Below are 14,485 nucleotides of genomic sequence, written 5' to 3'. Positions count from 1 at the left end.
TCCCGGAAGAGCGGCGTGAGGCCACTGTCCCACCTTGTTTACAGGTCGTCAATAGTGGGTCAAGCCGGATCCAAGGCGGGGACCAGCGCTTTCACCAACTCGGTCACCCGCCGTCCGGCGCCGGGATAGGTGGTCGACGTCGGCTGGGAGGTCAGGACGACGACGATGTAGCGGTCGTCTTTCCCGACCACACCGGAACTGTGCAGGATCCGGGAGCCGCGGCAGCACGCCCAGCCCTGCTTGATCGACCAGGGAAGATCGCCCACGCCGTCCGGGATGCCGAAGTACTGCCGGATCCCGTCGGAGCCGTTCTCCGTCGCGCCGCTCAGCGCCCGCATGATCGTCGCCCGGGTGCCCGCGCCCACCTGTTCCAGCAGGTAGCGGTAGATCTTCGCGATGTCCGCGGCGGTGATCCGGGTGTCGCCCCAGCGGCCGGGATCCTCGGGCGGACGCGTGCCGCCGAGACCGATCCTGGTCGCCCACTTCGTGACGATGGTGGGCCCGCCGAGCGCGGTCCACAGCCTGCTGGCGATGTCGTCGTCGCTGACCGAGAGCATCCGCTGCACGGTGGCCGACGGCGTACCCGCTTGAAGCGCTTCCAGCGCGATGAGGAGCTTCACGAGCGACGCCGAAGTGTAGGAACGTTCTGATTTAAGGGAAACCGTGCTCTTCTTCGCTGTGCGGTCGTAGACGACGACGCTGACCTGACCGCCGGGGACGAGGTCCGCGAGGGCCGCCGCGTCGACGGTCGCCGGTGGCTTGCCGGGATCGGCGGACTTCGAGGGCACCGGCGAACCCGGTGCGGCAGAAGAAGAAGGCGTCGAGGATTCGACCGGGTCGGCTTCGATCGTCATCGCCTCGGCGTTCGACGCCGCGACCGCGACACCCGACGGCTCGGACCGCGACGACGGAACCAGCAGCATCGCGAGGATGGCTCCCAGGCACAGCCCCACCAGGAGGACGACTCCGCTCACCTTGCCCACACGACTTGTTGTCCGAACCACCCGTTCGTGTTCGCGACTAGGCCGTTCGTGTGACGCAGGTCTCGTTTGAAAGCGGGATCCGTGACCGCTCGAACGCGCGGCGTCGCTTTCCGGTTTGTCCGGGAGGTCCGCGGGGTATGTGACCCCCAGCGTGAATTTAGGTGGCCACCTCTGGAAGGCGGAGCAATGGCACGTGCACAACGCGCTCGCATCCGAACGGCGGGACTTCAGCCCGCCCAGGTCCTCGCTGGGCTGGCGAGCCTGGCTTACCTCGTGTTCGGGATCGTGGGCTTCACCAGGACCGGGTTCGCCGATTTCATCGGCCGCAGCGACGTGACCGTTCTCGGGATCTCGGTGAATCCCCTCTACAACCTCGGGTTCGTCCTGCTGGGCGCGATCGGTCTGCTGCTGACCTTCGGCTCGGGCCGGTCCCGGGTCTTCGGGTTCCTGACGTTCGTCGCCTTCGGGGCGCTGTTCGTCTGGGGGCTCATGATCGCCGGGACCGTTTCGACGAACCCGGTCTCACAGGCGGGAAATCCGTTCAACCTCAACGGGCCGGACAACTGGCTGCACCTCGGCCTCGCCGCACTCGGGCTGGTGATCGCCTTCCTGCCCGCGCGGCACAAGGTGATGCTGCCGGAGGACGAAGAGGAAACCGTGGTGGCGGACCGCGCCGACAGCGCCACTGTCGTCGAACCCGTTCCGGACGCCTCGCGACGGCCGAAGCATGAGAAAAGCCCGGCCATCGCTCGGGAAGAGCGACCGCCGGGCCTCGCCCACTAGGTCTGTCCGGGCTCAGTACCCGTATTCCGAACCGCCGGTCTGCGCGGGAGCGTCGTCCTTCTTCTCGGGGGCGGCGTTCCCGCTCTGGGCCGCCTTGTTCTTCACCGGCGCACTGCTCTTGCAGCCGGCCGGCTCGATGACGAACCAGGTGCCGCCGACGCCGTGCCCGTTCGCCTCACCGGCGTTCGCGTCCTTGGCGTAGCGGTAGACGGGCCAGCCGCCGACGGTGACCTGTATGGTGCCGTCCGCGCGCTTCACCGAGCCGAGCAGCTTCTGCTCGATGCCTTCGAGCTGGACGTCGCCCTCGGCGAGCACCGGCGGCCAGGCCTTCGCGCAGTCACCGTTGCAGGTCGGCTGCTTGTTCTTCTTGTCCTTGGTGAACATGTAGAGGGTGAAGCCCTCCTTGTCCACAATGGCCGGTCCGATGCCGTCGACGTTGCTCGCGACCAGCTTCGTGGCGCCGTCCTTTTGTTCGGCCGGAGCCTGGTTGGCCGCCTGGCCCGCCTTGCCGCCCTTGGTGTTCGCGGCGTACCAGGTGCTGCCGACGCCCTGACCCTTCGTCTCGCCCGCCTTGGCGTCCTTGGCGTAGCGGTAAAGCGCCCAGCCGCCGACGGTGACCTGCTTGCGGCCGTCGGCGCGGGTCACTTCACCGACCAGGGACTGGTCCACACCCTCGATCCGGACCTCGCCCTCGGCGACCACCGGCGGCCAGGCCTTCGCGCAGTCACCGTCGCAATTGGACTTCGGCGGCTTCGCGCTGTCCTTGTCGAAGCGGTACAAGGTGAAACCGTCCTTGTCGACGAGGATCTGGCCGAGATTCCCGGCTTCGGCCACGGCCACCTTGGTCTCACCCTTGGCCGCCGGGGCGTTCCCGCCGGCCCCGGCCACCGCGGCGGCCGGAGCGACGGCCGGTGCCGCCGTCTCGGTGCCGCCGGAGCAGGCCGACAGCGCCACCAGGCCCGCGGCCGCGGACGCCGCTGCGACGACGAAACGCTTGCGAAGCATGGGATTTCTCCTTGTTCGTAGGGGTTCCGCGGCTCGGCGCGGTGAGCTTGTACCCCCTACACGGGCCCGGTGCGGGACCGGTTCAAGGAGTTTTCGGTTTTTCTTCGCGGCTCTCCAGCGCGGCGTCCGTGAGCGCCCCGGCCGAGCCGGTGTAGCTCGCGGGATCCAGCAGGTCGGCCAGGGAATCCGCGGGGAGGACTCCGGTTATCTCGGGCAGGCCGGAAAGCACTTCGCCAAGGGGCTTGTCCTGCTCCAAGGCGAGCTTGGACGCGTGCCCGAGGACCTCCTTGGCCCGCGTCTTGCCGAGCAGCGGGGCGAGCACGGTCGAGAGCCGCTCGGACACGATCTGGCCGTGCGTGAGGCCGAGGTTCTCGCGCATGCGTCCGTCGTCGACGGCCAGACCGCGGGCGAGCTCGGCCGCCGTGTGCGCGGCGCCGCCGGTCAGCCGCAGACACTCGCGCAGCAGCTGCCATTCGGCGTGCCACGCTCCAGCGGACCGTTCGTCCTCGGACATCAGGGCCTGGGTGACGCCAGTGGCCATCACCGGGACCTGGAGCGCGGCCGAGCGGATCAGCGTGGCCAGCACCGGATTGCGCTTGTGCGGCATCGCCGAAGAACCGCCCCGGCCCTCGCCCGCGGGTTCGGCGACCTCGCCGACCTCCGTGCGGGTCAGGAACTGGACGTCGACCGCGATCTTCCCGAGCGCGGCGGCGGTGAACGACAGGGCCGCCGCGAGGTCGGCCGTCGGGGTGCGGAGCGTGTGCCAGGGGAGCGTGGTCTCGGCGAGACCGGTCTCCTCGGCGAAGGCCGTCTGGAGCCGCTGCGGATAGCCGTCGGGCAGCCCGGCGAGGCGCGCGTACTCGGCGTACGCGGCTCGCGTGCCCGCCGCGCCACCCAACGAGACCGGCAGGACCACGCGGTTCAGCCTGTCGAGCGCGTCGAGCGTCAGCTGACGCCAGCCCGCCGCCTTGAGCCCGAACGTGGTCGGGACCGCGTGGGCGGTGAGGGTGCGCCCGGCCATGGTCGTGTCGCGATACGCGCGGGCCAGGTCCGCCAGCGCGCTCGCCGTCGTCTCGAGATCGGCCGCGACGAGCGCCCTTGTCCGCGCGGCGACCAGCATCATCGCGGTGTCGAAGATGTCCTGGCTGGTCGAGCCGCGATGGACGTACTCCGTCCCGGCCGCCTCGGTCAGCTCCTTGATCAGCCCCACCACCGGGTTCGCCGTCTCACGGGCAGCCCTCGCCAGCGCGACCACGTCGATCTCGACCCTCGCGGCCGCGTCAGTGATCGCCTCCGCGGCTTCCCGCGGGATCAACCCGGTGCGGGCCTGCGCCCTGGCGAGCGCCGCCTCCGTGTCGAGCAGGGCCCGCAGCCAGGCGAGATCACCCGTCGCCGCCTCGGCGGGCGTGCCGGCGCGGACCGGGGAGAGGAGGCCGGAATCGGGATCGGCGTTCATCGGCCCAGCATCGCACTACAAGGTTTCAGTGGCCTGTCCTCCCGTCTATGCGCTCGCGCAGCAGGTCGGCGTGGCCGTCGTGGCGCGCGTACTCGGCGATGTGATGGGTCAGCAGCCACCGCAGGGAGAACGGCTCGCCGTCGCGGCGGCTCGTGCCCGTGTCATCGAGCGACGCGGCCGCGACGATCTCCCTGGACCGCGCGCACTCCTCGCGCCACGCCGCCCACGCGGCCTCGACGTCGCCGTCCGTGTCGTCGAAGTCCTGCTCGGGCCGATCGTCGGAGTAGTAGAGCAGCGGGACGTCCTCGCCGAGGAACTGCACGCGGAACCACCAGCGCTCGGTGCCGGTGAGGTGCCTGAGCAGCCCGTGCAGCGACATGCTCGACGGCTCCACCGACCGCATGGCCATCTGCTCCGGCGTCAGGCCCTCGCACTTCAGCTCGAAGGTGCGGCGATGCCAGTCCAGCGTGGACGTCAGGATCTCGCGCTCGCTAGCCACGCGCGAAGACTCCGGGCGGTCACCCTCCCAGCCGGCCGAGTAGTTCTCGTCGGGGATCGTGTCCATGCCCCCGACCCTGGCAGAGACCCCCGACAATTCCGTGGCGCTCCGGCGGCGGCCCCGCCATCCTGGTGGTCGGCGGCGGTCTACTAGACTCGCCCGCACGGGCCGTTAGCTCAATTGGTAGAGCTGCGGACTTTTAATCCGTAGGTTCTGGGTTCGAGCCCCAGGCGGCCCACTCTTTTCACATCTCGCGCCGCGTTCGGTGATGGTGTCGTTCGGCGAGCCGCTTGAAGTTGAGCAACTGCCGCCGAGCCATGACCAGGTCGCCGACGGAAACCCCGGCGGCCACCAAGCGGTTGGTGCGCATGACGACCTTCAGCAGCAATCGCGAAGTGCCGCAATCCTGAGGCGCGAGCGCTTAGGACATGAACGCGCCCATGATGACCCCCGTCAGCTGTTCTCCCGGGGTGACCGAGACGATCCGGCCGAGTTGACGCCCACCGACTGCGGTGAACTTGTCGCCGACCCGGGGCTCGGGAAGGTCAACCGGCTCGCGAGGCGAGCGGCGGCCGAGGTTGTCGATCCAGTCGTACGAGTAAGGCGCGAGTCGCACTTGCGTGACCCACGGCCACACCGCTTCGACGGGCGCCTCGATACTCACGCCCCGCCACGCCCGAAGCGTGGGGGAGGTGACGAAGTCGTCGCACAGGTAAGGGTGCGCGACCTCGTCATCGCGTACGCCCCATCGGTCACCGATCATGCGCCCATTCTCCCGGAACTCTTCGCGTTGACATAGTCATAATGTGACTAGTATCTTCATGACCATCGGACGCGTTCCGGTCGTCTTGTCGATACGGCCAGGGAGAACTGTGTCCGCCTGCCGGGATTTCCGGCCGACGACAACGCAAGATCCTTCGAAGGGGGAGACGTATGGCGGACGACGAACGGGTTCCGGTTCTGGTGGTGGGCGGCGGCCTGGTCGGATTGGCGATCACCTTGTTCCTGGCCGAACAGGGTGTTCGCGCCTTGCTGGTCGACCGGCATCCGGGTGTTTCGATCCAGGGCCGGGCGCGCGGGATCAACCAGCGGACCATGGAGATCTACCGCGCGCTGGGTCTGGAAGAGGCCATCCGGGAGGCCGGTAAGCCCTTCGAGGACGACTGGGGCGTCGCCCGCTGCGAGACGCTGGCGGGCGAATGGCATTGGCTGTTCGGTGACGCCGCGCCGCGGAGTTGGCCCGATCTCAGCCCCGGCGAGTTCTGCCAGGCCGACCAGAACGCGGTCGAGCCGATCCTGATCGCCGCCGCTCGTGAGCTGGGTGCCAGGCATCGCTTCGACACCGAAGTGGTCTCTCTCGTCACCGAAGACGACGGCGTGACCGCGGTCGTCCGCGACCGGAAGACCGGCGTCGAGCAAACGGTGCGGGCCGACTACGTCGTCGCGGCGGACGGGCACCGCAGCCCGATCCGGGAGCGGCTCGGCATCCACCGCACCGGTCCCGGCGTGATCCAGCATTCGGTGAGCATCGTCTTCCGCGCCGAGCTGTCGGAGTTCGTGCCGAAGCCGGCGCTGTTCTGGATCATCGTGAACGAGAAGGTCGGCGGCGGCCTGGTGACCACGGCCGAAAAGAACCGCTGGGGAATGAGCGTCGGTTACGACCCTGCGGCGGGCGAGTCGATCGCCGACTTCACCACCGAGCGCTGTGTCGCGGACATCCGGGCCGCGGTCGGCCGGGACGACCTGGCGGTGGAGATCGAAGACGTGGCCCCTTGGGAACAGGCCATCGGCATCGCCGACCGGTACCGCGACGGCCGTGTCTTCCTCGCGGGCGACGCCGCGCACGTGTGGCCGCCCGCGGGTGCGATGGGCGCCAACACCGGGGTGCAGGACGGCTACAACCTCGCGTGGAAGATCGCCGGCGTGGTGCACGGCTGGGCGGGCGAGGGGCTGCTCGACACCTACCACGACGAGCGGCACACCGTCGCCGTCGAACTGTCGGACCTCGTGGTGCACAGGCAGATGAAGCGCAACAGCACCGAGATCGAGGACGACACCACGGACGACCAGTTGTGGACGCTGGGGCAGCGCTACTGGTCGTCGGCGGTCATCGGCGCCGGGCACGACACCGTGTTCGGCGACAAGCTGGACAAGGTGGCGGAGCCGGGGATGCGCGCGCCGCACCTGTGGGTGGAGCGCGACGGTTCGCGGCTGTCGACGCACGACCTGTTCGGCCGTGGCTTCGTCCTGTTCGCCGGCGAGGACGGCACCGCGTGGGTTGAGGCCGCGGGCGAGGTCTCGGATCGGCTTTCCGTTCCGCTCCAGGCGTTCCGGATCGGAACGGCCGCCGACCTCGCCGATCCGGAGAACTCCTGGGGCGAGCGCTATCCGGTCGGCGCGGGTGGTGCCGCGTTGATCCGTCCCGACGGCTACGTGGCCTGGCTGAGTCCGGCGACCGCACGGCCGTCGGAGGCGCTGGCCGAGGCGTTTCGCGCGATCCTGCGGAGAGGCTGAAATGATTACTTCGTGACCGGACACCCGAACGACGAGGAGACGGGCACGGCGACCGTCCGCCGGTCTCCGCTGGCCATGGCCGTCCTGCTGCTGCTCGCCGTCGAACCCAAGCATCCGTACGGGCTGCGCCAGCGGATCGTCGAATGGGACAAGGACCGCGTCATCAACGTCAGTCAGCGAAACGCGATCTATCAGACGATGCGCAGGCTGGAGCGAGACGGGCTGATCGCCGTGCACGAGACGGCCAAGCACGAGAAACGTCCGGAGCGCACCGTCTTCCGTACCACCGAGCGCGGTGTCCAGGTGTCCAAGGAATGGGTACGCGACATGCTGCGTGTCCCCGCCGTGGAGTACCCGGAGTTTCCCGCGGCGCTGGCGTTCATCGCCTCGATCTCGAGATCCGACGCGGTGGCCGTGTTGCGTGAACGGCTCGAGACCTGCGAGCGGAGCCTCGCCGGATTCGAGACCGAGATCGACGCCAGGGTGGCCGAATTCGACGAGGTGGACCCGATCCACCTCGTCGACGCGGATTACCAGCGGGCCATGGCGAGCGCCGAGATCACCTGGCTGCGAGGGACGATCGAGAAGCTGGAAGCCGATCGGCTGAACGGTTTCGCCGACGGCGCCTGACCGAGGGCGCCTTAGACCCTCCGTAGCCCTTTAGATATCTCTGAGGTCTTGTTAGATATCTCTGGAGGGGCTAACTTTGCGGTGTCGAAGAACTTCCGCACGGCGAGGAGCCCTCATGATCGACGTCACTGTCAAGGTCCCGGAGGACCGCATCCCCGAGTTCTACTCGATGTTCGGGCGCTGGCTGGCCGACCCCGCTGCGTTCGAAGTCCTGCCGACGGAGGAGACCGAGGTCGATCTGGTCGAGTGGAGTCGCTCGGACGGAGACCTCGCCAAGGTGGTGTGGGGGAAATTCAGCGACAAGGCCAAGGCCTTGTTCTCGACGCTGATGGACAAGCCGGGAGCCAGGTTCAGCGGTGACGAACTGGGCAGGCTGCTCGGGCTGCCCAACGGCAAGCACGGTGTGGCAGGCGTGCTCGGCTGGCCCGGCAGGCATTGCCAGGCGGTCGGGCGCACCTGGCCGTGGGCTTGGGAATACCCGGAGGGCGAGAACGCGCGCTACTGGATGACCGACGAGGTCGCTGCCCTCTTCCGGCGGGCACGGGCGAACTGAGGCATCGCTGGGCTCCAGTGAACAACTTCCCGGCGCCCGGGACGTCTCTTGATCATGGACCTGAAGCGCGCAGTTCGCCGTGTCGTTGCCCTGTCGGCCGCTCTGGGAGCCGCGACGGTGGTGGTCGCCACGCCGGCGTCCGCGGCCGACGACCAGGTGGTGACGACGGTGAGCGAGGCCGACCGGGCAGCGGCGCTGGCTCACTGGACGCCGGAGCGGATGCGTCAATGGGTGGGTGAAGAGGACTTGCCGCCCGCGGAGAAGATCGGCCGCGAGTGGGAGGGGTCGGTGCCGTCGGGGGTCGGGCGGCTGTTCTTCACCGCCCAGCCCGGGGTGGACGGATCCTGCACGGCGACGGTGGTTCCCAGTTCCAGCAAGGATGTGGCCCTCACCGCCGGGCACTGCGTGAACGGCGGGCTGGACCGGTTCGACAACCCGATCAAGATCGTCAACGTCGTGTTCGTCCCGGGTTACGACCACGGCGAAGCGCCGCACGGGGTGTTCGCCGCTCGCGCCTTCGCTTGGTCCAGCACGTATTCGGGCCCGATGAGCGGAGCGGACGACGACGCGGTGCTCGCCCTGGATCCGGTCGACGGCCGTCATGTCGCGGACGTCGCGGGCACGCAGGACATCTCGTTTGACAAGCTTCCGTCCACTGTGGACACGACCATGCTCGGCTACCCCGTGTCGAAGGCGGCCGGGGGTGAGGCGTTGTTCTCTTGCGAGCAGCCCGCCACGTTCAAGGAGAACTCCGTCAACAAGACGTGGAACACCGATTGCGACCTCGCGGGCGGCTCCAGCGGCGGTCCGTGGCTGCGGAACTTCGATCCCGCCACCGGCAAGGGCACCATCTTCAGTGTCACGAGCCGGGGGACGATGACCGAGGACGGCGTGACCACGGATCTGAGCGGCGCCGCTTTGACGGAGCCGGTGCGGAAGTTGTACGAACGAGCCGGCGAGCTCTGACCGTCAGAACTCCACCACGGCGAGGCCGTCCGCCACGACGACGCCGTCGTGCAGCACCGTGCGGTCCTTGCCGCGGTCCATCACCGCGCTCGTCGGGGTTTCGCCGTCCACCAGCAGCAGATCGGCGCGGTCGCCGACGGCCACGCCGGGCCGGTCGGCGATGCTCGTCAGCCGCGGGACGTCGTGGCTCATGATCGAGGCGCCGCCCATCGTCGCGACGGCCAGGGCCATTTCGATCAGGTCGTCGCGGCGGAAGCCGTTGGTGAAGGCCAGTTGCCAGGTGCGGTCGAGCAGATCGCAGTTGCCGTAGGGGCTCCAGTAGTCCCGCTGGCCGTCCTCGCCGAGGCCGACGCGCACGCCCGCGGTCGTGAGGTCCGCCAGGGACAGCTGGCCGTCGACGGACGGCGCGACGGTCGCCATCGCGATGTCCAGTTCCGCGAACGCGTCGATCAGGCGGCGGCTCACCGATTCCGAGATCGACCCCAGTTCGTACGCGTGCGACAGGGTCACCTTGCCGCGCATGTCCAGCGCGCGGACCCGTTCGATCACCAGGTCGGTCGAGAAAACGCCCAGGTGACCGGGTTCATGCAGGTGGATGTCCACTTCCACGCCGTACTTCTCGGCGAGGCCGAACACGACGTCGAGGTGTCCCTTGGGGTCCTTGTCCAGTGAGCACGGATCGATCCCGCCGACGACCGTGGCGCCCGAGCGCAGCGAGGCCTCCAGCACGTCCACGGTGCCGGGTTCGCGCAGGATCCCGGCCTGCGGGAAAGCCATGATTTCGACGTCCGCGTGCCCGGCGAAGCGCTCCTTCGCGGCGACTACGGCGTCGAGCTTCTCCAGCTTGCAGTCGACGTCCACCTGCGCGTAGGTGCGCACCCGCGTGGTGCCGTTGGCGATCATCCGCTCCAGCGTCCCGGCGACACGCTCGGGCAGTGGGACCTCAGCGTCGCGCCAGTTTTCGCGGTCGTTCAGCATCATCGCCCACACGCCCGGCGCGCCGGTGTGCGGCCGGAACGGCAGGCCGATCCGGGTCGAGTCCAGGTGGACGTGCACGTCGCTGAACGACGGGAACAGCAGCCGCCCGCGTCCTTCGACGGAGTCGGGTGCCGGAGCGGCGGCGGGATCGTGCGGGCGCACCGCGGCGATCCGGCCATCGGCCACTTCGACGTCACTGCGCTGTCCACCCCAGGGGCGGACGTCCCGGATCAACACTGAGCACACCTCTCTCGACGAACCCTATTTGGTATACCAAAGTCGGTCCCTGGTGGCAATCACCTGCTGAGATCGGGTCTTGCCGTTCTGCTATGTGGAAGTTAACCTCCGCAGATCGAAATTGCCCGGCATCGCTCGCTTCTACCGAGAGGCGGATCCATGGTGAAGAGGACGCAGACCGCAGCGGCCGCGAGGGGTGGGCCCGAGGACGAACGGCTCGGGATCGGCAAGAGTTTCACTTACGGCATCCAGCACGTCCTGACGATGTACGGCGGGATCATCGCGCCACCGTTGATCATCGGCGGCGCCGCGGGCGTCTCGCCGGCCGAGATCGGGTTGCTCGTCGCGTCGTGCCTGTTCATCGGTGGCCTGGCGACGATCCTGCAGTCGTACGGCATACCTTTCTTCGGCTCCCGGTTGCCGCTGGTCCAGGGCACTTCCTTCGCCGGCGTGGCGACGATGACCGCGATCGTGGCCGACGGCGGGCTCCCCGCGGTCTTCGGCTCGGTGATCGCCTCCTCGGTGCTCGGCCTGCTCATCACGCCGGTGTTCTCGCGGCTGGTGAAGTACTTCCCGCCGGTCGTCACCGGGACGGTGATCACGGTGATCGGGCTCAGCCTGATGCCGGTCGCGGCCAAGTGGGCGATGGGCAACAACGACAAGGCGCCGGACTTCGGCTCGGTCTCCAACATCGGGCTGGCCGCGCTGACCCTGACGATCGTCCTGGTGCTCAGCAAGGTCGCCGTCCCGGCGATCTCACGGCTTTCGATCCTGCTGTCGATCGTGATCGGCACCGTGCTGGCCGCCTTGCTGGGCAAGGCCGACTTCTCCAAGGTCGCGGACGGCCCGGTCTTCGCGCTGCCGACACCGTTCGCTTTCGGCGCGCCGACCTTCGACATCGCCGCGATCGTGTCGATGTCCATCGTCGTGCTGGTGACCCTCACCGAGACCACGGCCGACCTCCTCGCGGTGGGGGAGATCGTCGGGACGCGGGTCGGCAGGCGCCGGATCGGCGACGGCCTGCGCGCCGACATGGCGTCCTCGGCGATCGCGCCGGTCTTCAACGGCTTCACCCAGAGCGCGTTCGCCCAGAACGTCGGCCTGGTCGCGATCACCGGGGTCAGGAGCCGGTTCGTGGTGACCGCGGGCGGCGTGGTCCTGCTGGTGCTCGGAATGCTCCCGATCCTCGGCCGGGTGGTCGCCGCGATCCCTTATCCCGTACTGGGTGGCGCCGGTCTCGTGCTGTTCGGCACGGTCGCGGCGTCCGGCATCAAGACACTGTCCAAAGTGGACTACGACGGGAATCTGAACCTGGTCATCGTCGCCGCTTCGATCGGCCTCGGCATGGTCCCGATCGCGATTCCGGACTTCTACCACCATTTCCCGGGCTGGGTCGGCACGATCTTCCATTCGGGGATCAGCTCCGCCGCACTCCTCGCCGTCGTGCTGAACCTGGTGTTCAACCATCTGAAGCCGGGCAAGGCGGGCAGCGATCCTTCGGTGTTCGCGACGGCGACCCGGGTGATCGACTACTCCGACCTCAAAGCCTTGTCCCAGCTCGAAAACGGGGACAAGGTCGTCGACGGCAAGATCGTGGACGCCGAGGGCAAGCCGGTCCCGGTCCAGGACGCGGACGGCCGTCCCGTTCAGTACCGGCTCGGCTCCGGCCCGGAAGCGCACTGACGCCGCAGGGCGCGGTGGGTGAGTTCGTCGACGACGCGTTGCCACGCCGGTGACGCCTCGGAGATCCGGGAGGCGACCAGGTCGCGGTATCCCGGCCGCCCACCGCAGGATCCAAGCTTCACGCTCCAGCAGCACCCGCTGCTCGCTGACCCCCAGGCCGCGCATCCGCTCCAGGAGGTCGACCACGTCGGGCGGCAGGACGAGCCGTTCACCGCCGGTCAGTTCGGCGATCCGGAGCCGGTTTTCGGCGAGCTTGTCGATCTTGCGTCGCAACTCGGCGTCGATCCGGCGATGGCGGCGGCGAATTCGGCGGGTCGCGCGTGCAACAGCGTGTCGACGCGGGCCAACGGGACCCCGGCGTCGGCGAGGGTCCTGATCCGGATGAGATCCACCGCCGCCTGCGCGCTGTACCGGCGGTATCCGGAGGCATCGCGTCCGGGTTCGGCCAGCAGGCCGACGTGGTGGTAGTGGCGGACGGTGCGCACGGTCACGCCCGCGGTGGCGGTGCGCGGCAGCGGCAGGGGGTCGCTGTAGCCCGTGCCGCCGCGGTCGTACACCACGGCGGTGGTGAACCGCGAAACCTCCTGCTGGACGCCGAAGTAGTCCAGGCCGCCCGCGCTCGCGTCCGGCAGGAACACGACGGAGGGCCCGCCGTCGCCCGACCGGTGCGCGAAAAGGCGGCGGCCGTCGATCTCCTGGACCCCTCCGACGGGTGGTGTGTTCGTCATGCGGCAAGGCTCCGACCCTGACGCAGCGTCAAGGTCAAGCCCTCGCGCGGAGACCGTCGACGAGGATCGAGAACAGCCGCGGGCCACGCGCGTCGAGTTCGGCGTCGTCCAGCCTGGTCAGCCAGCTGATCAGCACGATGACGTCGCGTGCTTCCGCGTCCGCGCGGAGGCTGCCGTCCGAGCGGCCGGCGGCCAGCAGCAGCTCCACCGCCTCGCCGATCGGGCCGAGGCTGTGGGCGGCGAGGTCGCGCCACATCGCCGCCTCGACGGCCGCGAACACGTCGCGTTTGACCCTGGCGTAGGCGGCCACCCGGTCGAACCACGCCGCCAGCGCGGCAGGCGGCCGATGCTGCTCCAACAGTCGCGGAGCCGCGGCGACCAGGTCCTCGACGTCGCGGCGGTACACCTCGGCGAGGAGGTCTTCCCGGGTCGGGAAGTGCCGGTAGAGCGTGCCCTGCCCGATACCGCAGGCCTTCGCGACCGCGTTGAGCTTCAGCTCGCCCGGTTCGTGCACGAGCTCGCGGGCAGCTTGAAGGATCCGCTCGCGGTTGCGCTGGGCGTCGGCACGTCGTGAACCGCCACTTTCGACAGAAGCGGACACGTGTCCGCTATGGTGGTCGGGGTAACCGGACATGTGTCCACTCTAGGCGGAGGAAGTTCATGACCCTTCACGGCAAGGTCGTCGGCATCACCGGCGCCAGCAGCGGGATCGGCGAAGCGACCGCCCGTCACCTCGCCTCGCACGGCGCGTCCGTCGTCCTCGGCGCCCGCCGCGCCGACCGGCTGGACAGCTTGGTCGCCGAGATCCAGGCCGACGGCGGCCAGGCGGCCGCCACCCGCGTGGACGTCACCGACCCCGGCGACCTCAAGGCCCTGGTCGACGTCGCCCTCGAGCGCTTCGGCCGCTTGGACGTCTTCGTGGGCAACGCGGGCATCGCCAAGCTCGGCCCGGTCGCCGAGCTGGACGTCGAGAGCTGGGCGGCGATGATCGACGTGAACCTCAAGGGGATCCTGCACGGCGTCGCGGCCGCCCTCCCCGTGTTCCGTGAGCAGGGCAGCGGCCACTTCGTGACCGTCGTCTCGACCGCCGGCCTGCGGATCGTCCCCACCCAGGCGGTGTACGCCGGGACGAAGAACGCGGTCCGCACCCTGTTGGAGGGCCTGCGGCAGGAGAACACCGACGGGACGCTGCGGACGACGTCGATCTCACCCGGCTATGTCCGCACCGAGCTCATCGGCGACACCGGCTTCGGGATCGACCCCGCGGCGGTCGCCAGGGCGATCGCCTTCGCGATCGACCAGCCCGACGACGTCGAGATCGGCGATCTGACCATCCGGCCGACTCGCCAAGGGTGACCTTGACCTGGGAATCTGTGCGAATTCGGCCCGGGGAGGTGTGCGACGGGGCAAGACCTGCGACAATGGACGGCGAGATCGGGGCATCGAATGGGCTCAGACTCGCTATGAAGA

Annotated in this window: 17 protein-coding genes and 1 tRNA gene; 8 read left to right on the top strand and 10 right to left on the bottom strand. The window is 69.0% G+C overall.

Annotation, left to right across the window (positions count from 1 at the left end; genetic code table 11):
• Positions 1–59 precede the first annotated feature (59 nt).
• A complete protein-coding gene (locus B0293_RS08520; protein ID WP_005149826.1) occupies positions 60–983 on the bottom strand; it encodes a serine hydrolase in 924 nt (307 codons plus the stop codon).
• Between the two features lie 186 nt (positions 984–1,169).
• On the opposite strand from B0293_RS08520, the gene B0293_RS08515 reads away from it, so the two are divergent.
• Positions 1,170–1,766, top strand: coding sequence for a DUF4383 domain-containing protein (locus tag B0293_RS08515; RefSeq protein ID WP_039914951.1), 597 nt, complete (start codon positions 1,170–1,172; stop codon positions 1,764–1,766).
• Positions 1,767–1,778: 12 nt separating this feature from the next.
• Here the strand turns inward: B0293_RS08515 and B0293_RS08510 are convergent, their stop codons facing one another.
• From B0293_RS08510 to B0293_RS08500, 3 genes are all read right to left on the bottom strand, one after another.
• Positions 1,779–2,771, bottom strand: coding sequence for a lipoprotein (locus tag B0293_RS08510; RefSeq protein ID WP_005149829.1), 993 nt, complete (start codon positions 2,769–2,771; stop codon positions 1,779–1,781).
• 82 nt (positions 2,772–2,853) lie between these two features.
• Positions 2,854–4,227, bottom strand: a complete 1,374-nt coding sequence (locus tag B0293_RS08505; protein ID WP_005149830.1) for a class-II fumarase/aspartase family protein — start codon at positions 4,225–4,227, stop codon at positions 2,854–2,856.
• Positions 4,228–4,252: 25 nt separating this feature from the next.
• Complete coding sequence (locus tag B0293_RS08500) at positions 4,253–4,792, bottom strand: DinB family protein (protein ID WP_005149831.1); 540 nt, start codon at positions 4,790–4,792, stop codon at positions 4,253–4,255.
• Between the two features lie 99 nt (positions 4,793–4,891).
• On the opposite strand from B0293_RS08500, the gene B0293_RS08495 reads away from it, so the two are divergent.
• Positions 4,892–4,964, top strand: a tRNA-Lys gene (locus B0293_RS08495).
• Positions 4,965–4,970: 6 nt separating this feature from the next.
• On the opposite strand, the gene B0293_RS44680 is transcribed toward B0293_RS08495, so the two are convergent.
• Positions 4,971–5,096 (bottom strand): hypothetical protein, encoded by a 126-nt coding sequence (locus B0293_RS44680; RefSeq protein WP_280617120.1) that lies wholly within the window; start codon positions 5,094–5,096, stop codon positions 4,971–4,973.
• A gap of 51 nt (positions 5,097–5,147) precedes the next feature.
• The gene (locus B0293_RS08490) at positions 5,148–5,489 is read right to left on the bottom strand and encodes a hypothetical protein (protein WP_005149833.1); all 342 of its coding nucleotides are present in this window, start codon (positions 5,487–5,489) and stop codon (positions 5,148–5,150) included.
• A 170-nt stretch (positions 5,490–5,659) separates the two neighbouring features.
• Between B0293_RS08490 and B0293_RS08485 the strand changes: the two genes are divergently transcribed.
• From B0293_RS08485 to B0293_RS08470, 4 genes are all read left to right on the top strand, one after another.
• Positions 5,660–7,240 carry an FAD-dependent monooxygenase gene (locus B0293_RS08485; RefSeq protein WP_005149834.1) on the top strand — a complete coding sequence of 527 codons (1,581 nt, stop codon included), beginning with the start codon at positions 5,660–5,662 and terminating at the stop codon, positions 7,238–7,240.
• A gap of 12 nt (positions 7,241–7,252) precedes the next feature.
• Positions 7,253–7,870 carry a PadR family transcriptional regulator gene (locus B0293_RS08480; protein WP_005149835.1) on the top strand — a complete coding sequence of 206 codons (618 nt, stop codon included), beginning with the start codon at positions 7,253–7,255 and terminating at the stop codon, positions 7,868–7,870.
• 115 nt (positions 7,871–7,985) lie between these two features.
• Positions 7,986–8,423, top strand: a complete 438-nt coding sequence (locus B0293_RS08475) for a DUF6416 domain-containing protein (protein WP_005149836.1) — start codon at positions 7,986–7,988, stop codon at positions 8,421–8,423.
• 117 nt (positions 8,424–8,540) lie between these two features.
• The gene (locus B0293_RS08470) at positions 8,541–9,389 is read left to right on the top strand and encodes a trypsin-like serine peptidase (protein WP_005149837.1); all 849 of its coding nucleotides are present in this window, start codon (positions 8,541–8,543) and stop codon (positions 9,387–9,389) included.
• Positions 9,390–9,392: 3 nt separating this feature from the next.
• Here B0293_RS08470 and B0293_RS08465 read toward each other — a convergent pair whose 3' ends face one another.
• Positions 9,393–10,604, bottom strand: coding sequence for an amidohydrolase family protein (locus B0293_RS08465; RefSeq protein WP_005149838.1), 1,212 nt, complete (start codon positions 10,602–10,604; stop codon positions 9,393–9,395).
• Positions 10,605–10,763: 159 nt separating this feature from the next.
• On the opposite strand from B0293_RS08465, the gene B0293_RS08460 reads away from it, so the two are divergent.
• Positions 10,764–12,287, top strand: a complete 1,524-nt coding sequence (locus B0293_RS08460; protein WP_039914954.1) for a nucleobase:cation symporter-2 family protein — start codon at positions 10,764–10,766, stop codon at positions 12,285–12,287.
• On the opposite strand, the gene B0293_RS44225 is transcribed toward B0293_RS08460, so the two are convergent.
• The 3 genes from B0293_RS44225 to B0293_RS08450 all read right to left on the bottom strand — a co-directional run bounded on the left by B0293_RS44225 (position 12,251) and on the right by B0293_RS08450 (position 13,616).
• Positions 12,251–12,409 (bottom strand): hypothetical protein, encoded by a 159-nt coding sequence (locus B0293_RS44225; protein ID WP_005149840.1) that lies wholly within the window; start codon positions 12,407–12,409, stop codon positions 12,251–12,253. The two genes, B0293_RS08460 and B0293_RS44225, sit on opposite strands and share 37 nt — an antisense overlap.
• Before the next feature lie 96 nt (positions 12,410–12,505).
• Positions 12,506–13,015 (bottom strand): MerR family transcriptional regulator, encoded by a 510-nt coding sequence (locus B0293_RS44220; RefSeq protein WP_005149843.1) that lies wholly within the window; start codon positions 13,013–13,015, stop codon positions 12,506–12,508.
• 34 nt (positions 13,016–13,049) lie between these two features.
• Positions 13,050–13,616 carry a TetR/AcrR family transcriptional regulator gene (locus tag B0293_RS08450; RefSeq protein WP_005149846.1) on the bottom strand — a complete coding sequence of 189 codons (567 nt, stop codon included), beginning with the start codon at positions 13,614–13,616 and terminating at the stop codon, positions 13,050–13,052.
• Between the two features lie 59 nt (positions 13,617–13,675).
• Here B0293_RS08450 and B0293_RS08445 point away from each other — a divergent pair, with 59 nt between their 5' ends.
• A complete protein-coding gene (locus B0293_RS08445) occupies positions 13,676–14,371 on the top strand; it encodes an SDR family oxidoreductase (protein ID WP_005149848.1) in 696 nt (231 codons plus the stop codon).
• Positions 14,372–14,485 lie beyond the last annotated feature (114 nt).

This window comes from Amycolatopsis azurea DSM 43854 (assembly GCF_001995215.1).
GTDB lineage: Bacteria > Actinomycetota > Actinomycetes > Mycobacteriales > Pseudonocardiaceae > Amycolatopsis > Amycolatopsis azurea.
The sequence above is the reverse complement of the archived record's forward strand: the minus strand, read 5'-3'. Positions and strand labels throughout refer to the sequence as shown.